Origin of the sequence: Mageeibacillus indolicus UPII9-5, assembly GCF_000025225.2 — a bacterium.
Taxonomy (GTDB): Bacteria; Bacillota; Clostridia; order Saccharofermentanales; family Fastidiosipilaceae; genus Mageeibacillus; species Mageeibacillus indolicus.
In genome coordinates this window covers 473,188-492,401 of the sequence record NC_013895.2, presented here as the reverse complement: position 1 = coordinate 492,401, position 19,214 = coordinate 473,188, and the positions used below count along the sequence as shown (strand labels likewise).

Here is a 19,214-nt window from a genome sequence, read left to right as displayed (position 1 = left end):
TTCCCCCCCTCTTAAACTTTCCCCCATAAAATGATAAACTTTATCAGGGATAGTGAACGGGCGAACTTAAATCCGCCATTCATCCGTCCAATCCAGATTTAAAAACACCTAAGGGAATACACGTGTCTGAAAATATTAAAGCCAAGCCGATTACCTTCGAACAAGTACTTGAACTCACTATAGACGCCGGCCAGTTGATGCTTGAATCCGGTGCCGAAACCTATCGGGTTGAACAAACAATGAACGTAATCATGCATAAGCTCACCGGCAGTCCCTGCTCAGCTTATGCTACAATTACCGGCATAACGGCCTGCATCGAAGACCCTGACAATATGAAAAGCATCGTGCGCCGCGTTCCGTCGCGTGACACCAATTTGTATGTGGTCCATGTCGTCAACCAAGTTTCGCGGGATTTAGCCGCCGACAAGCTAGATTATGCTCAGGCCAAAGCAACGATTGACCGTTTAAAGGCTGATCGCACTTATAATTCCACCTCACGCAAAGCACTCGGGCTTATTCTGATGTCTCCGGCTTTCACACTTTTGCTGTCCGGCTCGCCGATGGACGTTTTGCTGAGTATGATTACCAGTATAGCGACCGTCATCATTAACTACTTGACCCGCATACTTAAGCTGAAGTCCATCATAAGCCTTGGACTTGCCGCACTTTTGTCGGCACTCAGCATCAGGATTTTACAGGTTTATATCTTTACTGGTGCTAACTATAACTTAATCATTGCCGCCAATCTGATGCCCCTTTTCCCAGGTACCGCAATCACCAACGCAATTCGTGATACGATCAACGGTGATTACGTATCAGCTTCGGCACGGGGGATTGAAGCCATCGTTACGGCAACCTTTCTGGCCATCGGGACCGGTATCGGACTTTGGATAAGTGGGGTAATTACTGCATGGGTATGGTAATTCAAATAATCGGGGCGTTCATCGCTTCTTTGGCGAGCGGCATAGTCATTGATACGCCGAACAAATATTTACCGCATACGGCGGCGATCGGTGCTGCCGGTTGGGCAATATACTTGCTGGTTCTACCCGGATCGGATCCGGCTTCCGCCAGCTATTTCGGTGGCTTAACTATAGCCCTTGGTGCGCATATTTTGGCTCGTCTTGCCAAAACACCGGTTACCGTCTTATTAATTCCGGCGCTCTTCCCATTAGTGCCTGGAGTTGGAATGTATAACACCGTCTTGGCCTATCTGCACGGAGAAAGCACCATGTTCAGCCAAAATCTTAAGCTTACTTTGCTCATTGCTGGAATGCTGGCGTTGGCCGTCTATACAGCCGATGCTTTAGTAAGCTTATTCTATCGTTTTCGTAAATTATGTAACAAACTCCGAGCTTAAATGCAGTTCGGTCATCTCAATTTTATTAAATTGGTAACTGAATAAACCCATGCTCTTCCGCACGATAACCGACTGCCTCTTTACGATAGCAAGGCGTATAGGCAAAAGAAAAGCCTAACCAACACAATCGACTCAATCGTATTAGCTAGGCTCACCGTTCCTGCGTAAATCGTTCTGACTTTAAACAGCTACCTAATCAGTCCGCCCATCAAACCCATGGCATTACTGAACGATCCAAATAAAGATGATAAAAGTGTTCTAATTAAAAGTTGAATCGGTAAAATCACCGTCAAATACGCAATAATTACCCTAGCCAGTGCGAAGCCAATCAGGGGAGAGCGGCCGACCGCGCCGGAAACTTTGCGCAATCCCGTATACAAAGCCAGCCAATAGATGTTAAAGCCCAGTAAAATTACCACTGCGCTAAGCATGGATGAAAACAGCCCTAGTATAAGTCCAAGCAAAAATGATACGCATAACAGACTTGCCGCCACCGCGGTCAAGTTGAATACACTTTCTTTCTCCTGCGCCAAATGTATTTTGTAAATATTGTTGATTACCAACAGGCTTGCTCCAACAAGCAGCTGATACACCAATGGTATGACCAATCCTATAAAGAAAGCAGCGGCAAAACCGATCAGTTTTCCGAAAGATAGCGTCAAACTGATTGCTGCAAAAACAGCTGGGGCAAAGAACAGCACCAGTTTTTCAGTGAGTGTAAGTTTCACCGCGAAATTTATCAACGGATCGGCGGCGAACCAGTTACCCAACATGCCGATTATTTTTTTAGGATTAAAGTCGTTTTTAACTACTTTGGCCGCCTTTGCGGCTTCGCCCATGGTCTCCGAAACTTTTTGAATTATTCGGTCACCCCGGGCTTCCATAGCGGCCGCTGCCTCTGCAGTGAATGCTGCATCTGCTGCATCTGCCGCATCTGGCGCATCTGGCGCATCTGGTGAATCTGCCACAACCGAAACTTCCTCCGCAGCTCCCTTTCCCGCTTGAACAGAAGCATCCTCATTTACAGGTATTGCACGAACTTGATTTGTTGTATCTTCCATACTGCCCTCCCAATACACAAAACATTATTATATTTCCATTTTATAACAGAAAATAATTAACCGCAATTAACTACGCAGTATTTCAAGCACGAATCGCAAGTTCAATTAGTTTTAACGTTACTTCAACCGATTTTTCCACATCGTTCAAAGGCATAAATTCAGCCGACGAGTGAAAGTTATGCGCCCCGGTAAAGTAATTGGCGGTCAGTATGCCCCGAGTGGAAATATATGAGCCGTCGGTACCACCACGCATCGCCATAGTATTTGGGGTGATCCCCAGTTCGCGAAAAGCCTGATACAGAGAATCTATGCCTTTGCGATTTTGCGGGGTAACGGCATCAGCGATATTCGCGTAAACATCAGTCATTGCCAACTCTATCTCGGCCCGCGGATATTTGATTTTCAACAGATCGACTATTGCCGCCAGGAATTTCTTTTTGGCCTCATATTTCTTCCGATCATGATCACGGATGTTCAAAACGACCTCACAATCCAAAGAATTGGCATGAATATCAGTAACCCAAATATAACCCTCTCGCCCTTCCGTGTGCTCGGGTGTCCTCCCTCGATCCAGCAAATTGATCAAATCAACCGCCACCAAAATCGGGTTGAGCAGAATGTTTTTTGCCGACATCGGATGTGCGCTTACCCCACGGATTTTAAGCTTGGCCGAACCGGCATTGAAAGTTTCATATACAAGTTCTCCCAGTTTACAGCAATCAATAGTAAAGGCATAGTCAACCGGAAAACGCGTAAAATCAATGTAATGTGCTCCTCGCAGCCCAATCTCCTCATCCGGCACAAAAGCGATATAGATATCACCGTGTTCGATAACCGGATTGTTGTGCAAAATTTCAAAAGCCGTCATTACATTGGCAATCGCCGCCTTGTCGTCAGCCCCCAATACTGAAGTTCCATCGCTGACAATAAGTGACTCACCCACATAATCAAGTATTTCCGGATGCTCATTTTGGCGAATAAACAGTCCCGCCTCCCGGTTTTGACAAATGTCTCCTCCGGCATAGTTTTCGATCAACTTAGGCTTAATATCCGGGGAAAGGCCGACATCAACAGTATCCAAATGCACAACCCACCCTATTGCCGGTACTTTACGTGGCTGCTTCAACCTAGCCGCCAACTTGCCCTGAACCACCGCATGGGAATTAACCGACACCTCGGAAAAACCTAAGCAGGACAATTCTTGCGCCAACAAATCTGCTAACACCCGCTGCCCTTCAGAGGAAGGCACCTCCGGATTGGCGGCATCGCTTTGGCTTGAGATCGCCGCATAACGAAAAAACTTTTTTACCAGTTCAGTTTGAATTTCATTCATGTAAATTCACCTCATTCCAAGTGAAAATCAACCGGTACACTCAGTTGCGACGACACAGCCGCCCTCAGGGAGATGCTCTTTTACCGGTTAAAGTGTCATTATAAACCATATCATGCCAACCACCGAACTTATAATAGAACAAAGAGATGCCAGAACCTACCACCCAACTGAGCGGATAAGCATAGTATAAAGCTGTCCGACCAAAGGCAGTAACCAAAATCAATATGATGATCGCCCGCGCTATGCACTGACTGACCGAAGCAGAAATCATCGGAACAAGTGTCTGGCCTACCCCTTGAAAAACCGCGTTCAAGCCGTACATCAAACCAAGAACACTATAAAAAGGTAAGGTGGCGTCAAGATAGTACAAACCTGTCTGTATCACTTCTGGCTTACGATTAAACAGTGACAAAGCCGGAACACGAAGCAGCCAAATTAACCAGCCGATGGCAAAAGACATGGAAACCATCAAAATCAAGCCCGATTTTATGCCTCCTTTAACCCGGCGCATATCATGACAACCGACATTCTGCCCTACATAAGTAGTAATAGCGGTGGCCATGCTAAGAATCGGGAGAAAAACGAACGTATCCACTCGGTTGGAAGTAACGAAACCGGCCGTGAAAATTTTGCCGTTGCTGTTTACCACTGACTGCATTATCATGTTCCCGATCGCGTACAAAAGTTGTTGCACTGATGCCGGCAGACCCAATTTAGCACATCTAACAAGCAAGGTTTTGTCGAACCTTAGCTTAAACAGATTTATTCGGTACTCTTTGTACTTATGATTAATATAAAAAATTCCATATATCCAAGAAACAGTTTGTGCTATTGATGTCGCTATCGCCACGCCGAGCACACCTAAGGGCAAAACCATGGTAAAAAGCAAGTCCAAAATTATATTTACCACGGTAGCTATGGATAAAAAAAGCAGTGAACTAAGTGAGTCACCTATTCCTTGGAGGAAACCGGCATTTAGATTGAAGCCGAGCATCCCGAGCAACCCGAGAAAAACCACCCGCAGATACAACGTAGCTTGATGCAAAGTATCAGGATCATGCACCTGCATCAACCGTAAAACCGGTTCAGCGCAAAAAAAGCCGATAACAGTTATTGGCACAGCAGCAATCAACAAAACGCGATATATAGTTTCTAAAAGTTTCTTCAAATTGGCATGGTCTTTCCGGCCGAAAAGCTGTGAGACCAATATCATTGCTCCCATACCGAAACCTATGAACAGCGCAACCAATAAGAACATGAACGGAAAGCCGGAACCGACCGCCGCCAAAGCTGTTTCACCCAAAACATTACCAACAACGATGGTATCGACTAAATTGTACAGCTGTTGCATTATGTTTCCGATGAGCAAAGGTACCATGAAACGCAGGAACAGCCTATACGGGCTGCCCTGTGTCATATCTATCGATGTATTTAACTTTGCCATTTTAAACCTGTTGTGGTTTGATTACATCAATTCCACCGAGGAAAGGACGTAAAACTTCCGGCACGACAACACTTCCATCAGCCTGTTGATTCTGTTCCAGAATAGCCGGTAAAACACGAGAAGTGGCTAGGCCAGAAGCATTAAGCGTGTGCAGATATTCGGTTTTGCCGGTAGCCTTGCGTCTAAATTTCATATTGCCGCGTCTAGCTTGGTAATCACAGGCATTGGATGCCGAACTTACTTCCTTGTAATCGTTCATGCTCGGAATCCAAATTTCAATATCATCAGTTCTGGCCATCGACGCCGAACAATCACCGGCAGCAAGTTTGGATAAGCGGAAATGCAAACCTAGACCGGCTACCAAGCGACATGCTTTGTCAACCAACTCATCAAAAGCCTGCGCCGAATTTTCCGGCAAAGTATACTGAAACATTTCAATTTTATTGAATTGGTGACCGCGAATCATCCCACGTTCTTCCGCACGATAACTGCCTGCCTCTTTGCGATAGCAAGGCGTATAGGCAAAAAACTTCTTCGGCAGATCGCTTTCATCCAAAATTTCATCGCGGTACAAATTGACCAGAGCTGTTTCAGCTGTCGGCAAAATGAATTGACGATTAGCCTCTTCCGTGCCTTCTTCGGAAACCAACCAAAATACATCCTCTTTAAATTTAGGGAATTGTCCGGCTGTGAAACCACAAGTATAGTTCAGGATATGAGGCACTAGCAACATCTCATAGTTATCCTTAAGATGCTCCTGCATAAAATAGTTCAGTAAAGCCCATTCCAGCCTTGCTCCCATGTTCTTGTATATCCAAAAACCATTACCGGAAAGCTTGCTTCCGCGCGCATAATCAATTATATCCAGCGATTCGGCAAGCTCAACATGATGCTTGGCCGGGAAATTAAACTCAGGCTTATTACCGAACACCTTAACAACACGGTTGTTTTCCTTACCGCCCGGCAGCAGATCTTCCGCCGGCAAATTCGGCAATCCAGCCAAAAATTCTAATTGATCTTTCTCAAGCGCTGCTAACTCAGCGTCCATAGTTTTAATCTGTGCCGCAATATCCTTCATTTCAGCCATGATTTCCGTCGTATCAGCCTTTGCTTTCTTTAGCTGCGGGATTTGTGCGGAAACCTGATTGCGACGTGCTTTTAAATTTTCCACTGCCGCTATAAGATCACGTCTGGACTTATCCTTATTCAAGAACTCCGTAAAATCTACATTACATCCCTTGCGCGCTAGTAATTCCTGCACTTTTGGCGCTTCTTTGCGAATCATCTGAATATCTAACATAGTTTACCTTCCTTCAATATTGATTAATGTCAGCGATTAACCTTTATTTTAGCATATCAAAACATCATTTAGCAAAACGGCCAGTGGATTCAGCAAGTTTTTCCAAAGCTTTCACATCAGACAAAACAAATGAATCCAAATAATAACTTAACAGGCCTTCATTTTGCAGTGTAGCCAGTTCCCTGCTCATCGTCGGCCGAGACACCCCCAAAAAATCCGCTAAAGCTTGTCGCCCGCCGTTAAGAGTAAATACGTTACCACAGTCATTGGAACAATATACTAGAAACGTAGCTAACCGCGCCCGTAAACTTATGTGTTTGCGAATCATCATCTGTTTTTGACAATAATCGTTGACGATATCAAGCAGGTTGAGCCGATTTAGCAAAAATATCTGCATTGAATATGCCAAGCGGCCGCTTAAAACGGTTTTGGTCAACAAATTTGTGGTATTTATAGCAAGTAAAGTCATTTCTTTAGCAGTGGTAATTGTTTGACTTGCCGCAATTCCAACCAAAAGCCCCGGCACAATGCCTATTATAGGTGGACGCAGCAATAAGTGGTACCTGTCCTGTGGCCATGGATTGGGGAAAAACGGTTCCGTGGATCGACCGTTCGCCCAGGCGTTTTCAATATCGCCGAACGGCTCCGTTAATACGTGACCGACTGCACCGCGTCCCCGACCACGTCTACGATTACGGTCTAATTCAGAAGGCAGAGGGATAAATAAGCTGTTTATGATCCGCCCCGTCCGGCAAATCACCTGCTCAGGTTTATAGAAATCAGCCCGCGCGTCCAGCCAATTCAACAACATCGCAATGTCATCCCCACTCAAGCCGTTCAAGAGGGGCAACCCAGCTAAATAATGTATGATACGATCCGACCAAATTTGCGTCATTATTTACTCAATTTCCGCTGCTAACTGCTCCAGCCTGCTTAAGCGATGATTCACACCAGATTTCCCCAACGGCGGATCCAGCAACTCACCCAGTTCACGTAATGAAAGCTCAGGATTTTCTAACCTCAACTCGGCAATTCTCTGCAAGTCAGGTGACAACTTACTCATTGCTCCAGCCGAGCGCAACCGACCAACGGCCTCTAGCTGACGCACCGAAGTAGCCGCAACACGCTTCGAATTGGCACTGTCACAGTTAACAACCCGGTTAACCGAATTTCGCACTTCCTTTTCCAGCCGCAAATTTTCCAAAGTAAGTAACGCCACATGCGCACCGACAATACCAAGAAAATCGACAATAAGCTGTGCATCCTTGATATAGATACGCCAAAAATGACTGCGCCGAACAACCCTAACCTCTATTCCCTTTAAAGACAAAAGACGCCTAGCAAAATCGGCAACTAATTGTCGTTTAAATGTCAGCTCTACGTGATAAGCCTTGTGCGGGTCACAAATCGAGCCAAAAGACACAAATAAATAGCGCAAAATTAGACTTATTTCTTCCCCGTCAAAACTGGCCGGATCGGCACGCAAAGAATTAGGAAAAGGCACAAATTGCAAAATGTCCGCCAGAAGTTTCTTGAATTCCGGATATTTAGAATTTTCTATTTTATAGCGCACAATATCTCCACCGGCAACTGGAGGTATTTCCCATTTAAACAAGTTATAAAACTGCTTGTTGACTATATCCGCCAAAGGTAAAAATCCAGTGCTGATTTGCGCCGTATTACCACGAAAAACGCCGATATTGGCAAAAATAGTAGCCAAAACCAATTGCTTGCGCCTGGTTGAACCGAGTTCAACAGCACAAAGCTCCTTTTTAACTTGCTGTGAAAATGATTCACTCATGGTTCGAAGTTCCTTCCGCCTTTAACCGTGAATTTAATTGATCAATCTTATCATCACCACTATTTTCATGCCAATATGCTTCCATTTTAGTTATATTACGCGGATCATTGTCGATGTCACGATGAAAAACACGCACCTTAAATCCGGTTTCCCGCATCCGCATGCCCAACTCTTCCGCGATCGCAACCGAACGATGACGTCCCCCCGTGCAGCCGATACCGATTGTCAACCTAACTTTCCCCTCATGAGCATAATGCGGTAAGGTAAGTTTTAAAAGGCCGGAAAACCGCTCAACAAACTCTTGCGTTACTTTGTGATTAAACACATTTTCCATGACCGCCTCATCAAGACCAGTCAAAACGCGCAGTTTCGGGTCATAATACGGGTTAGGAATAAACCTAACGTCCTGAACGATATCACAGTCAACCGGTATTCCATACTTAAATCCGAACGATTCAATAACGATCGTCATACGTGCATCATACCCAGTATTGACCGACAAAAGCTTGTATATGTAATCACGCAGATCGCTGACACTAAAATTAGTTGTATCAATTATATCAGTAGCTTGACTACGCAACGGAGCCAGACGACGACGTTCTTCCTCAATAGCCTCGTATATACCCTTACCATCCGCTAATGGATGAACCCGCCGCGTCTGCTTGTACCTACTAAGCAAAACATCATTAGTCGAATCCAAAAAAATCAATCTGTAAGCTTGGTTAAGGTTTTCGAGATCAGCCAAGGCCTTATTTACACCGGCGAAAAAACCGGCACTCCGAATATCAATGACAAAAGCAATTTTGCCGATGCCAAATCCGGTTCCGTTCTTTCCATTGGTAAGGCTGTAAACGATGCCGCTAAGTAAATGAGGCGGCAAATTATCTATACAAAAGTAACCCATATCTTCCAGAAAATCGGCGACCTTGCTCTTGCCTGATCCAGACATTCCGGTTAAAATAACGACTTCCATTTTTCCTGCCCCGTTTCTTAAATATTTTTATTTGTCCCAATCCCCGATAAATCTGACCTCCGGCTCTAACTGCACACCGAACTGCCTAAAGACAGTCATCTGTATCTCTTTGACTAAAATTTTTATATCTGTAGCCTTCGCCATCCCCAAATTCACTACAAAGCCGGCATGCTTTTCCGAAACCGCCGCCCCACCGACCTGATGCCCCTTCAGCCCAGCATCAGATATCAATTTGCCAGCAAAATAGCCCCGTGGCCGTTTAAACATACTCCCAGCACTTGGCAATTCAAGCGGTTGGCTAGCCTGACGACGGCTTGTATAATCGGCACACCGCTCATCTATGTCACCCGGAATACCGGAACGCAATGCAAAAAATGTCTCCAAAACTATTTGCCCGGCCGCGCTGAAGCAACTATGCCGATAAGCAAAGTCATGCTCTGAACCGATTTTCCAGTAAATATTGCCAGCAATGTCCATTGACTTGGTCAATACAACCACGTCCTCAATAGAATTACCATAGGCACCGGCATTCATATACACAGCTCCACCGACAGAACCCGGAATACCACAAGCAAATTCTAAGCCGGTCAGCCCCCTTGCACAGGCAGCCCTCGAAGTATCCGCCAACTTAGCCCCAGCTTGAGCCCGCAAAAAAACAGGATCCGCGCCGAAATCACAATATAACGGTGTGTTGGGAAAATTTTCCGCAAATCGCTTCAAGCTGCGACATTGCGCATGATTAATAGGTAGTTCTTTCAAACCCAAAAACTCAAGTTCAGAAAAATTATGCCTAAGCCCAATCACTAGTCCCCTAATTCCCGCATCGGCAACTACAACATTGGATCCATTGCCAAGTACAGTAACGTCAATAGAATTTTCATAGGCAAACCGATAAAGCATAGCTATCTCATCCACAGATTCCGGCTCAAAATAAAAATCAGCCGGCCCCCCCACCTTGAATGTAGTCAGCTCCGCCAAAGGTATATCAATTTTCAGCCGTTCTCGCAATTCTTGCGGCAGTTGTGTGATAAATTTATTCATGCTCAGGTACCGCCTTTTGCCCGAATAGCCGTTTCGTAAGCTCTAAAGCTGCATTGTATCCCATTTTCTTTTGCCGGAAATTAATCGCCGCCACTTCAGCAATGATGGCCAAGTTCCGTCCCGGACGCACAGGTATAGTGATTGAAGGAACCGATATACCAAGAATTTCGGTATGTTCCTCGTTAATACCTATACGCTCATATATTTTATTTTCATTCCATAATTCTAGGTTAATGACAAAATTAATACTTTCCTGCATTTTTACTGAAGACACGCCGTAAAGCTCTTTAACATCAATTATTCCCAAACCACGAAGTTCCAGCAAGTGACGCAACATTTGCGGCGCTCGACCGAGCAAAGTCGTATCTGAGACTCGCCTTACCTCAACCAGATCATCCGCAATTAAACGATGCCCACGTTTAACAATTTCAATCGCTGTTTCTGACTTACCGACCCCAGATTCACCTAAAATCAAAACACCTTCGCCATGGATCTCAACTAAGGCACCGTGCAAAGATACCATCGGCGCCAACTCTATATTCAAGTATTTTATGAGTGTACTCATGAAAGTCGATGTGGCATCACGAGCTCGCAACAAAGGGATCTGATACTTTTGCGATATTTTTATCAATTCCGGGAACGGCTCGCGGTGCCGTGCAATAACCATACACGGTATTTTTTGTGCAAACAGCTTATCGAGGCAGTTTTCTCGCTCACGGCTGTCCAAGCGCGCCAAAAAAGCCATCTCCATATTTCCCATCAACTGAAGCCTGTCATGCCCGAAATGATCGTAATACCCGGCCAACTGAAGACCTGGTCGAGTACAATCAGCAACTGTAATATGAATGTTATCTTCAGTTCCGAATGATGTGATTTCTTCCAAATCAAATTCTTTAATAATTTTGGTTAAAGTTACTACAGCCATTTTAATACCCTCCGTCTATGTTATTCTAACATATTTCGAGCCGGATTCCGGACTTAATTCAAATAACGTAGCCGAATTATTCACTAAAAAAACGAAAGTTAAGTAAAGCTACGGGAAGTTGAGCCAGGCTGCTGGAAGTTGAGCCAGGATCCCTATAGCAGATGATCAACCACATTCCCGGCAAAGTTTCATTATATAAAAAAAGACGACCGGAACTTATCCTATTGTCGTCTTCATTTGGAGGCACCATCCAGACTCGAACTGGAGAATAAAGGTTTTGCAGACCTCTGCCTTACCACTTGGCTATGGTGCCAATATGAGATTGACCGCCTATATGACGGTCAATCGATGGAGCGGGATACGAGATTCGAACTCGCGACTTTCACCTTGGCAAGGTGACACTCTACCACTGAGTTAATCCCGCAAATTGGTGACCCGTAGGAGAATCGAACTCCTGTCTCAGCCGTGAAAGGGCCGTGTCTTAGCCGCTTGACCAACGGGCCAAATTGGTAGCGGTAGTCGGATTCGAACCAACGACACTGCGGGTATGAACCGCATGCTCTAGCCAACTGAGCTATACCGCCATTGTTTTGCGTTTGAGCGCTTGATCATTTTATCAGGTCTCATTCGCTTTGTCAATACTTTTCAAATCCTTTTTAAGTATTGTTACGGTATCGTTGACAACCTTCGCTACAAAGCTCTTGTATGTTAACACACAAGAGCTTTTACTGTCAAGAGTTGCCTTACCAGCAATGCGATAATGATAATTATTTTGAAATTTTTATTCGTATCAATAACTTGCCAGATCTCCGCAACCGTTTTCCGCGACCAGATCAGCCAAAGTAATTTGCGTCCCCGGCAAGCTATATACTATAGTTTCTTTTTTCGTCTCTAATGAAGCTTCACTTTGCAAGTCGTTGAGCAGTTTGTGAATAAACTCAACGTTGGTCAAGGTGATTCCTGCTTGCATCCTTGTGTATCTGATCGCCCGATCGATTAACTTAGGCTCAGTGCCATAGTGACGCGCAACATCTAAATACACACCTTTGCTGAAGTTCGTTAAATTGCCCTTGTTGACTATCAGATGAAAAATAATCTCACGCAAAAATTCAGTACCTTTCAATTCTTCTCGCAGGCCATAGGAATTTAAAGCACGATTAATTAACTTAAGCAGTCGCTTTTGTGACTCACTTTGTGTGTTACGGCGATGTCTCAAGTGATCGTTAATTTCCGAAATTTGGCGAGCTACGTGATAGCCACCTTGCCTTCCGTCCAGTAAAAAGCTCATCTCTCCGCTCTTTTCCCAACAACTGATCATACCTTTACGCTCAAGAATAGAGGTTAAGCGACCGAGCATATCGCGGTCACTTGCAGCTACATAAAATTTGATACTGTCGAAAGGATTTTCATCATTAGTCTTGATCATGGTACACCTCCATAAATTAATAAATATAGACGCTTCATAATGCGCAACTACATTTTGCCAATATTCAAGCGACAAAACAATACAAAAATAGATCAAAAAAGCGACAAAAAGCGACAAAAGAGCCCGATATATCAAGCATAATTGGACTTTTTTCTATTATTAAAACAACTTTAAGCATTTCTTGCACCGCAGTTACAAAAAAGTTTTGTTGTCGATAACCGCATTACTGCACCAAATAAAATTAATAGAACTTTCTAAGTAATAATGGAGCAAAGCGAAATAATGAAGGAACAAATGAAAGTAATAAAAAAGTTGTCCACCCGACAGGATGGACAACTTGCAAAATGCAGATAATAAAAAGTAGATACAAATGTGATTACTTGATCTCCACTTCAGCTCCAGCCTCTTTAAGTTTAGCGGCACAAGCTTCAGCATCCTCTTTGCTGACATTCTCTTTAACGGCTTTGGGAGCCTCATCTACAACAGCCTTAGCTTCCTTCAAGCCCAAACCGGTAATTTCACGTACAGCCTTGATAACATTGATCTTAGCCTGTCCAGCTGATTTAAGAACAACAGTGAATTCTGTTTGCTCAGCCGCAGCAGCGGGGGCATCACCAGCAGGACCTGCAGCAACAACAGCCGCAGCCGCAGAAACACCGAACTCATCTTCCAAGGCCTTTACCAATTCAGACAACTCCAAAACGCTGAGGGTCTTAACTTCTTCTACAAATTTCGCAACTTTTTCGCTAGCCATTTTTTACCTCCAATAGCAATAAACAATATTATTCAGCAACAGGAGCAGTCTCCTCGGTTGCCTGAGCTTCGGCCGGCGCTTCGCCGCCCAGCTTGCTGATTTCATTAATAACACGAGCCAAACCTGAAATAGGTGAAGCCAAAGTAAATACCAACTGAGTAAGCAATGTTTCACGTGACGGAATAGCAGCAAGGCGCTCAACAACGTCTAAACCGATTGCTTTACCCTCAGTTGCACCGCCCTTTATTTCGAGCAGTTCAAATTTCTTACTAAAATCCTTGATAACCTTTGCGGGCGCGACAGGATCGTTATCAGAGTAAGCTACGGCGGTCGGTCCATTAAAGACCTCCTCCAAACCTTCGATTCCCGCTTCCCTAACAGCCAACGTAGCCATCGTGTTCTTTACAACCTTGTAATGAACACCCGCTTCACGCAGAGCCTTACGCAACTCAGTATCCTGCGCAACGGTTAAACCGCGATAGTTGGCAACTATCAAAGTTTGAGCGTTCTTGAAAGCTTCGGCAAGCTTGCTCACTTCAGCTTTTTTAAGCTCTAGAATTTTCGCACTAGGCATATTTTTCCTCCTTATCTCCAAAAATAAAGTGCCCCTCGGACAAACATCGAGGGACACTGAAAATTCAAAATGTACCTCGGTAGGATTTATGGACACCTACTGTCTTCGGTTCTAAAAAATTATAAGATAAAACTTACAAATTTACAAGCGTTAACCGAGCAACCTAGATGAATTCAGCTTGATGGCTGGACCCATTGTAGTGGTCAGCACTGCGCTCTTAATGTACTGCCCTTTGGCAGCAACCGGCTTGGCCTTAATGATAGCCTCCATCAAAGCCATATAGTTGGCCAGCAACTTTTCGTTTCCAAAAGAAGCTTTACCGATAGGACAGTGAATAATGTTCGTTTTATCCAAACGATACTCAATTTTACCAGCTTTGATCTCATTTATTGCTTTAGTAACATCCATACTGACGGTGCCAGCCTTGGGGTTAGGCATTAAACCCTTAGGGCCTAAAACCTTACCTAAACGGCCAACAACACCCATCATATCCGGTGTAGCAACTACAACGTCAAAATCAAACCAGTTTTCAGCAGTGATCTTGGTAACCAAATCTTCGGCGCCAACATAATCAGCACCAGCAGCCTTTGCCTCATCAGCTTTTGGCCCTTTAGCAAAAACTAAAACGCGAATTGTTTTACCAGTTCCATGCGGCAAGACAACTGCGCCACGTACCTGTTGATCAGCGTGACGTGAGTCAACACCCAGCCGGACATGTAACTCTACAGTCTCATCAAACTTGGCTTTGGCAATTTGCGGAATCAAAGCTACAGCTGCGGAAGGATCGTAGACAGTATTGCGATCCACAACTTGAGCTGCGGCGGAATATCTTTTTCCTCTTTTCATATCTACTCTCCTTATTTCTCAACTACAATTCCCATGCTGCGAGCCGTACCGGCGACCATTCTAGCGCAAGATTCAACATCAGCGGCATTGGTATCAACCAATTTAATTTCAGCTATTTTCAAACAATCTTCCCAACTGATTTTAGCAACCTTGTCACGGTTAGGCTTGCCTGAACCGGACTCAATCTTACATGCTTTTTTCAGCAATACCGGAACCGGTGGGGTCTTGGTAATAAAAGAGTAGCTACGATCGGCGTAAACAGTAATAACAACCGGAATAACCAAACCGGCATCCTTTGCTGTTCTTTCGTTAAACTCCTTTACAAACTGGGCAATGTTAATACCATGTTGTCCAAGAGCTGGTCCGACCGGTGGTGCAGGTGTGGCTTTACCTGCTGGAATTTGAAGTTTTACATAACCGGAAATTTTCTTTGCCATATTTCCACCTCCCAATAATATTTCAAAGTCGAATTTTAATCGACAGTGATCCAAACTTATAGCAATCTAAGCACTTGCGTAAATTCGAGTTCTACCGGAGTTTCACGCCCAAACATAGAAACCAAAACACGTACTTTTTTCTTTTCCATATTTATTTCTTCGACAGTTCCAATAAAACTCTCAAGCGGTCCATTGATAACTTTGACAGAATCGCCTACAGCATAGTCGATGACCGGATCCCAATCTTTCAGCAAACCCATAATTGCCAGTTCTTCTTCCGAAAGAGGTACTGGTTTGTTCGGGCCGACGAAACCAGTAACACCACGCGTATTTCGCACTATGTACCACATCTCATCCGTCAAAATCATTTTAACCAATACGTACCCAGGATACAGCTTTTTTTGAACGACCTTTTTTTTGCCATCCTTAATCTCCACCTGTTCTTCGACAGGGACGGAAACTTCTTGGATATAATCCTGCAAACCGCGGTTTTCAACGATTTGCTCCAAAGTATCTTTCACCTTGTTTTCATAACCGGAATATGTATGAATCACATACCACAAAGCTGTATTTGTATCATTTGTTTCATTTGTACTCATTTTGAAGCTCCGGTCGTCTCTGCCGGTTGATCAGGCAAGGTCTGAGTAGGCATAACATTTGCAGCTGATGGAGTGGGGACAGTATCTGCGGCAGCCGGAAGTCTATTCGGTTTAACAGATTTATCACCATGGAATCCGATTAAATTCAAACCACCATAAACTAAGGTGTCAACAATCCATATCAACAGGGCAAACGCCACGGTCAGCACAACAACAGCCGCCACCGTACGGACAGTCTTTTCTTTATCCGGCCAAGCAACACGTTTTAATTCTGCTTTCAAATCGCCGAAAAAATTCTTTTTGGCCGATTTATTTTTCAAATTTTGTTTTTTGTTTTCTTTGTTATCTGCCATTGCATCCTCCGTTCGCCGGCTTTAGCACACTCAGCTATTATTTTGTTTCCCGATGTGCTGTATGTGTACGGCAGAATCTGCAATACTTCTTAATTTCTAGTCTCTCCGGATCATTTTTCTTGTTTTTCTTAGTGCTATAATTGCGTTGTTTGCACTCAGTACAAGCCAGAATGATCTTTTCGCGTGGACTGGCTTTTGCCATGAGAACACCTCCTATATGGAAAATTACACAAAAAAATAGTGCTTTCGATAAGCATTGAAAATTTTACCATTTTTTACCCACTCATGTCAAGCTCTATATAAATCTGAATCGCGTCTATATCTTTTGAACTTTGGGCATCAAGGCCTAAAGCAAACACGGCTTATTATTATCACTTATGATAGCTCTCCCCATTTTGTATTTTAAACGAGCGATAAATTTGCTCCAATAGTATTACCCTGGTTAATTGGTGGGGAAATGTCAATGCTGAAAGTTTCAACTTTACGGCTGCTTTTTTTCGCAGAATTTCGGAAACTCCATTAGAACCGCCGATTAAAAAATACAAGTGTGCACCTGACATTTCCATCCAGCTCTGCATTTTTTGTGCCAAATTAAGAGAATCATATTCATGTCCCTGCAGATCACATAATACGGCAAAAGCTGAGCTAGGTAAACGTTTCAGAACCTCTTCCGCCTCCTTCTGCAAAATCAATTCCAAAGGTAATGTATCTTTAAAATCATTCGTTTCGACTATTTCAACTTCTGCAAACTTACTTATACGTTTGGCATACATTTCCACAGCCGCTTTGAGCCAAGGCTCCTTTAGTTTACCTACACAAACTAAGCTAATCTTCAAAACACAATTTTCCTTTTTCGTTTATTTTGTATTCCATTGTATCATAACGCGGCGCACAAAATACCTCCACTTGATCGCCCACATTTATCCCCGCCTGAGCAAAATAACTACGTACAACGAGCATGGCCAGTTCCGGAAAATTGTTGTTCAGTGACAAATGGGTAAGAACAAAATTGCAACAACCGTTGTTATATAATCGGTACAAAAACTCTGCCGTCTGAGAATTGGATAGATGACCGCGGTCACTCATAATTCTCATTTTCAAAGGGTAAGAATAAGATCCCCCCAAAAGCATCTCCTGGTCATAGTTGGCCTCCAGGAAAAATATATCGAACTTCTCTGTATCAGCCAAAATTTCCCACTCAGGAGTTATGACCCCGGTATCGGATACTACAGCAACTTTTAAACCACCACAAGAAACCGTAAAGGCAACCGGCTCAGTTGCATCATGCGAAATTGCAACAGCCTTAACCGCAAAGCCGGCGAGATCTATCTCACTTTGAGCGGCAATGATCCTCCATTTCTGCTTCTCTGGATGCCTCATTTTGCTTTCCAACGCGCCTTTGGTACCATTAGTGATGAAAATCGACGCCTTAAAGTTGTTGGCAATTGCTTCCAAGCCCTTGACGTGGTCGCTATGTTCGTGAGAGATAAATATGCCTAAAATTGAAATATCTTGCAAACCAAGCTCTGCTAATTTCATTTTTAAACTTCGCAAAGACAACCCTGCATCAATGAGTACAGCTTCCCTCCGATTTAAAAAAAGGTACGAATTGCCACTGCTGCCGGAAACTAAGGAAAAAATACGCATCTTTACCTATTCAGCCGGACGATGCTCTATTTTCGCACCAAGTTTCATCAATTTCTGAACAAAATTTTCATAGCCACGCTGAATGACGTGAATATCATAAATTTCCGTTTTCCCTTGAGCTATTAAACCCGCCAAAACCATGGCTGCTCCTGCACGCAAGTCACGCGCTCTGACGCAAGCGCCGGTAAGTTTCGCCGGACCGCTTATCAAAGCAACTTTGCCTGAAATCGTTATATTCGCCCCCATCTTCTTAAGCTCATCAATGTATTGAAAACGATTGTCCCAGATAGTTTCGTACATCTTGCTCTGACCTTCCGCCAAACACAGCAGTGCCACTGTCTGAGGTTGTAAATCAGTAGGGAAACCGGGATAAGGCATCGTCTTAAAGACTGCAGGATTAATATGCCGCCGCCTATCACTATAAACTCGTATTGACGATTCGCCGATCTCAATACCGATACCCATTTCAACCAACTTTGCTGTCAACGGATCCATGTGACGCGGAATTAAATTAGTGACAATAACATCACCTCTGGTCATCGCGGCCGCCAACATAAATGTTCCAGCCTCAATCTGATCAGGGATAATTGAGTATGTGTTATTACCCGGCAAAACAGGAACGCCTACTATACGTATAGTATCGGTACCAGCCCCTTTAATATTTGCACCCATAGTGTTCAAAAAATTTGCTACATCTACGATATGCGGCTCACGGGCAGCGTTTTCTATAGTTGTCGTTCCTTTAAGCTTAGCGGCGGCAATCATCAAATTAATGGTAGCTCCAACGCTTACCTGATCAAAAAATATGCTGCCTCCGCGCAAACTGCTGCCACCTTCAATTGCAAAAATGCCATCGTCAATCGTAACCTTGGCTCCCATAGCTTCGAAACCTTTTTTATGCAGATCAATCGGCCTTGTACCGAAATCACATCCACCCGGAAAAGACATGATTACTTTACCGAACCGACCAAGCAAAGCACCTTGCAGGTAGTAAGAAGCCCGGATACTACGCGTTTTTTCATTAACAGCTTCAAAAGAATTTATCGTTGTCGGATCAAGATCCAATGCTCCGGCATTGAAAGATACGCCTGCACCTAAGCCTTTACAAATATCAAGTAAAACTTTTATATCCGCTATATCTGGCACGTTTTCAATATGACACGGACCGTCCAAAAGCATGGCAGCAGCAACAATTCCCAACGCTGCATTTTTTGATCCGCTGACTGCAACTGTACCATGCAACCTGGTTCCACCTGTCACAACATATGTCTCTGTATTGTTCATCAAATTACCTTCCCGTAGTCAATTCGCAAATAAATAGAGTTTCAAGCCGCAAGCTG

22 protein-coding genes, 4 tRNA genes and 1 other annotated feature are annotated in these 19,214 nt (G+C 44.0%); of the genes, 2 read left to right on the top strand and 24 right to left on the bottom strand.

All coding sequences use genetic code 11. The features are described 5' to 3' along the window. Positions 1-122: 122 nt before the first annotated feature. Both HMPREF0868_RS02240 and HMPREF0868_RS02235 read left to right on the top strand, forming a co-directional pair. A complete protein-coding gene (locus HMPREF0868_RS02240; RefSeq protein WP_012993088.1) occupies positions 123-923 on the top strand; it encodes a threonine/serine exporter family protein in 801 nt (266 codons plus the stop codon). Further along, positions 911-1,360 carry a threonine/serine exporter family protein gene (locus tag HMPREF0868_RS02235; protein WP_012993087.1) on the top strand — a complete coding sequence of 150 codons (450 nt, stop codon included), beginning with the start codon at positions 911-913 and terminating at the stop codon, positions 1,358-1,360. Before HMPREF0868_RS02240 ends, HMPREF0868_RS02235 begins: the two co-directional genes overlap by 13 nt. A 188-nt stretch (positions 1,361-1,548) precedes the next feature. On the opposite strand, the gene HMPREF0868_RS02230 is transcribed toward HMPREF0868_RS02235, so the two are convergent. The 24 genes from HMPREF0868_RS02230 to murA all read right to left on the bottom strand — a co-directional run bounded on the left by HMPREF0868_RS02230 (position 1,549) and on the right by murA (position 19,158). Next, entirely contained in the window at positions 1,549-2,421 is an 873-nt protein-coding gene (locus tag HMPREF0868_RS02230; RefSeq protein ID WP_012993086.1) for a hypothetical protein, read from the bottom strand. Positions 2,422-2,503: 82 nt separating this feature from the next. After that, the gene (gene pepT, locus HMPREF0868_RS02225) at positions 2,504-3,754 is read right to left on the bottom strand and encodes a peptidase T (RefSeq protein ID WP_012993085.1); all 1,251 of its coding nucleotides are present in this window, start codon (positions 3,752-3,754) and stop codon (positions 2,504-2,506) included. A 64-nt stretch (positions 3,755-3,818) separates the two neighbouring features. Further along, a complete protein-coding gene (locus HMPREF0868_RS02220) occupies positions 3,819-5,198 on the bottom strand; it encodes an MATE family efflux transporter (protein ID WP_012993084.1) in 1,380 nt (459 codons plus the stop codon). A gap of 1 nt (position 5,199) precedes the next feature. Beyond that, complete coding sequence (gene serS, locus HMPREF0868_RS02215) at positions 5,200-6,498, bottom strand: serine--tRNA ligase (RefSeq protein WP_012993083.1); 1,299 nt, start codon at positions 6,496-6,498, stop codon at positions 5,200-5,202. Positions 6,499-6,562: 64 nt separating this feature from the next. Further along, positions 6,563-7,393, bottom strand: a complete 831-nt coding sequence (locus tag HMPREF0868_RS07835; RefSeq protein WP_012993082.1) for a Crp/Fnr family transcriptional regulator — start codon at positions 7,391-7,393, stop codon at positions 6,563-6,565. 3 nt (positions 7,394-7,396) lie between these two features. Beyond that, positions 7,397-8,299 (bottom strand): DNA-binding protein WhiA, encoded by a 903-nt coding sequence (whiA, locus tag HMPREF0868_RS07830; protein WP_012993081.1) that lies wholly within the window; start codon positions 8,297-8,299, stop codon positions 7,397-7,399. Continuing rightward, positions 8,292-9,272 carry an RNase adapter RapZ gene (gene rapZ / locus HMPREF0868_RS02200; RefSeq protein ID WP_012993080.1) on the bottom strand — a complete coding sequence of 327 codons (981 nt, stop codon included), beginning with the start codon at positions 9,270-9,272 and terminating at the stop codon, positions 8,292-8,294. Before rapZ ends, whiA begins: the two co-directional genes overlap by 8 nt. A 27-nt stretch (positions 9,273-9,299) precedes the next feature. Further along, positions 9,300-10,313 carry a UDP-N-acetylmuramate dehydrogenase gene (murB, locus tag HMPREF0868_RS02195; protein WP_012993079.1) on the bottom strand — a complete coding sequence of 338 codons (1,014 nt, stop codon included), beginning with the start codon at positions 10,311-10,313 and terminating at the stop codon, positions 9,300-9,302. Beyond that, positions 10,306-11,238, bottom strand: coding sequence for an HPr(Ser) kinase/phosphatase (gene hprK / locus HMPREF0868_RS02190; RefSeq protein ID WP_012993078.1), 933 nt, complete (start codon positions 11,236-11,238; stop codon positions 10,306-10,308). The genes murB and hprK overlap by 8 nt, the downstream gene beginning before the upstream one ends. A gap of 238 nt (positions 11,239-11,476) precedes the next feature. Then, positions 11,477-11,551, bottom strand: a tRNA-Cys gene (locus HMPREF0868_RS02185). Positions 11,552-11,587: 36 nt separating this feature from the next. Next, positions 11,588-11,662, bottom strand: a tRNA-Gly gene (locus tag HMPREF0868_RS02180). Between the two features lie 4 nt (positions 11,663-11,666). Continuing rightward, a tRNA-Glu gene (locus tag HMPREF0868_RS02175) sits at positions 11,667-11,741 on the bottom strand. A 4-nt stretch (positions 11,742-11,745) separates the two neighbouring features. Continuing rightward, a tRNA-Met gene (locus HMPREF0868_RS02170) sits at positions 11,746-11,822 on the bottom strand. Between the two features lie 206 nt (positions 11,823-12,028). Further along, positions 12,029-12,664, bottom strand: a complete 636-nt coding sequence (locus HMPREF0868_RS02165) for a sporulation initiation factor Spo0A C-terminal domain-containing protein (RefSeq protein ID WP_012993077.1) — start codon at positions 12,662-12,664, stop codon at positions 12,029-12,031. Positions 12,665-13,040: 376 nt separating this feature from the next. Next, the gene (gene rplL, locus HMPREF0868_RS02160) at positions 13,041-13,418 is read right to left on the bottom strand and encodes a 50S ribosomal protein L7/L12 (protein ID WP_012993075.1); all 378 of its coding nucleotides are present in this window, start codon (positions 13,416-13,418) and stop codon (positions 13,041-13,043) included. Positions 13,419-13,446: 28 nt separating this feature from the next. Next, positions 13,447-13,992: a 50S ribosomal protein L10 gene (gene rplJ, locus HMPREF0868_RS02155; RefSeq protein WP_012993074.1), complete on the bottom strand. Its 546-nt coding sequence runs from the start codon at positions 13,990-13,992 to the stop codon at positions 13,447-13,449. A gap of 13 nt (positions 13,993-14,005) precedes the next feature. Further along, positions 14,006-14,119, bottom strand: a sequence feature (ribosomal protein L10 leader region). Between the two features lie 23 nt (positions 14,120-14,142). Then, positions 14,143-14,838 carry a 50S ribosomal protein L1 gene (gene rplA, locus HMPREF0868_RS02150; RefSeq protein WP_012993073.1) on the bottom strand — a complete coding sequence of 232 codons (696 nt, stop codon included), beginning with the start codon at positions 14,836-14,838 and terminating at the stop codon, positions 14,143-14,145. An 11-nt stretch (positions 14,839-14,849) separates the two neighbouring features. After that, entirely contained in the window at positions 14,850-15,275 is a 426-nt protein-coding gene (gene rplK, locus HMPREF0868_RS02145; protein ID WP_012993072.1) for a 50S ribosomal protein L11, read from the bottom strand. A 56-nt stretch (positions 15,276-15,331) separates the two neighbouring features. Beyond that, positions 15,332-15,874: a transcription termination/antitermination protein NusG gene (gene nusG, locus HMPREF0868_RS02140; protein WP_012993071.1), complete on the bottom strand. Its 543-nt coding sequence runs from the start codon at positions 15,872-15,874 to the stop codon at positions 15,332-15,334. Continuing rightward, positions 15,871-16,227, bottom strand: a complete 357-nt coding sequence (gene secE, locus HMPREF0868_RS07825; RefSeq protein WP_012993070.1) for a preprotein translocase subunit SecE — start codon at positions 16,225-16,227, stop codon at positions 15,871-15,873. Before secE ends, nusG begins: the two co-directional genes overlap by 4 nt. 37 nt (positions 16,228-16,264) lie before the next feature. Next, a complete protein-coding gene (rpmG, locus tag HMPREF0868_RS02130; protein WP_034574946.1) occupies positions 16,265-16,429 on the bottom strand; it encodes a 50S ribosomal protein L33 in 165 nt (54 codons plus the stop codon). A 169-nt stretch (positions 16,430-16,598) separates the two neighbouring features. After that, positions 16,599-17,063, bottom strand: coding sequence for a 23S rRNA (pseudouridine(1915)-N(3))-methyltransferase RlmH (locus HMPREF0868_RS02125; protein WP_012993069.1), 465 nt, complete (start codon positions 17,061-17,063; stop codon positions 16,599-16,601). Then, complete coding sequence (locus tag HMPREF0868_RS02120; protein ID WP_012993068.1) at positions 17,053-17,874, bottom strand: MBL fold metallo-hydrolase; 822 nt, start codon at positions 17,872-17,874, stop codon at positions 17,053-17,055. Before HMPREF0868_RS02120 ends, HMPREF0868_RS02125 begins: the two co-directional genes overlap by 11 nt. A 6-nt stretch (positions 17,875-17,880) precedes the next feature. After that, positions 17,881-19,158 carry a UDP-N-acetylglucosamine 1-carboxyvinyltransferase gene (gene murA / locus HMPREF0868_RS02115; RefSeq protein ID WP_012993067.1) on the bottom strand — a complete coding sequence of 426 codons (1,278 nt, stop codon included), beginning with the start codon at positions 19,156-19,158 and terminating at the stop codon, positions 17,881-17,883. Positions 19,159-19,214 lie beyond the last annotated feature (56 nt).

Bases quoted from the DNA above. Each gene is read 5' to 3' on its own strand.
- HMPREF0868_RS02235 (WP_012993087.1), top strand. From the start codon at position 911: ATGGGTATGGTAATTCAAATAATCGGGGCGTTCATCGCTTCTTTGGCG.
- HMPREF0868_RS02230 (WP_012993086.1), bottom strand. From the start codon at position 2,421: ATGGAAGATACAACAAATCAAGTTCGTGCAATACCTGTAAATGAGGAT.
- pepT (WP_012993085.1), bottom strand. From the start codon at position 3,754: ATGAATGAAATTCAAACTGAACTGGTAAAAAAGTTTTTTCGTTATGCG.
- HMPREF0868_RS02220 (WP_012993084.1), bottom strand. From the start codon at position 5,198: ATGGCAAAGTTAAATACATCGATAGATATGACACAGGGCAGCCCGTAT.
- serS (WP_012993083.1), bottom strand. From the start codon at position 6,498: ATGTTAGATATTCAGATGATTCGCAAAGAAGCGCCAAAAGTGCAGGAA.
- HMPREF0868_RS07835 (WP_012993082.1), bottom strand. From the start codon at position 7,393: ATGACGCAAATTTGGTCGGATCGTATCATACATTATTTAGCTGGGTTG.
- whiA (WP_012993081.1), bottom strand. From the start codon at position 8,299: ATGAGTGAATCATTTTCACAGCAAGTTAAAAAGGAGCTTTGTGCTGTT.
- rapZ (WP_012993080.1), bottom strand. From the start codon at position 9,272: ATGGAAGTCGTTATTTTAACCGGAATGTCTGGATCAGGCAAGAGCAAG.
- murB (WP_012993079.1), bottom strand. From the start codon at position 10,313: ATGAATAAATTTATCACACAACTGCCGCAAGAATTGCGAGAACGGCTG.
- hprK (WP_012993078.1), bottom strand. From the start codon at position 11,238: ATGGCTGTAGTAACTTTAACCAAAATTATTAAAGAATTTGATTTGGAA.
- HMPREF0868_RS02165 (WP_012993077.1), bottom strand. From the start codon at position 12,664: ATGATCAAGACTAATGATGAAAATCCTTTCGACAGTATCAAATTTTAT.
- rplL (WP_012993075.1), bottom strand. From the start codon at position 13,418: ATGGCTAGCGAAAAAGTTGCGAAATTTGTAGAAGAAGTTAAGACCCTC.
- rplJ (WP_012993074.1), bottom strand. From the start codon at position 13,992: ATGCCTAGTGCGAAAATTCTAGAGCTTAAAAAAGCTGAAGTGAGCAAG.
- rplA (WP_012993073.1), bottom strand. From the start codon at position 14,838: ATGAAAAGAGGAAAAAGATATTCCGCCGCAGCTCAAGTTGTGGATCGC.
- rplK (WP_012993072.1), bottom strand. From the start codon at position 15,275: ATGGCAAAGAAAATTTCCGGTTATGTAAAACTTCAAATTCCAGCAGGT.
- nusG (WP_012993071.1), bottom strand. From the start codon at position 15,874: ATGAGTACAAATGAAACAAATGATACAAATACAGCTTTGTGGTATGTG.
- secE (WP_012993070.1), bottom strand. From the start codon at position 16,227: ATGGCAGATAACAAAGAAAACAAAAAACAAAATTTGAAAAATAAATCG.
- rpmG (WP_034574946.1), bottom strand. From the start codon at position 16,429: ATGGCAAAAGCCAGTCCACGCGAAAAGATCATTCTGGCTTGTACTGAG.
- HMPREF0868_RS02120 (WP_012993068.1), bottom strand. From the start codon at position 17,874: ATGCGTATTTTTTCCTTAGTTTCCGGCAGCAGTGGCAATTCGTACCTT.
- murA (WP_012993067.1), bottom strand. From the start codon at position 19,158: ATGAACAATACAGAGACATATGTTGTGACAGGTGGAACCAGGTTGCAT.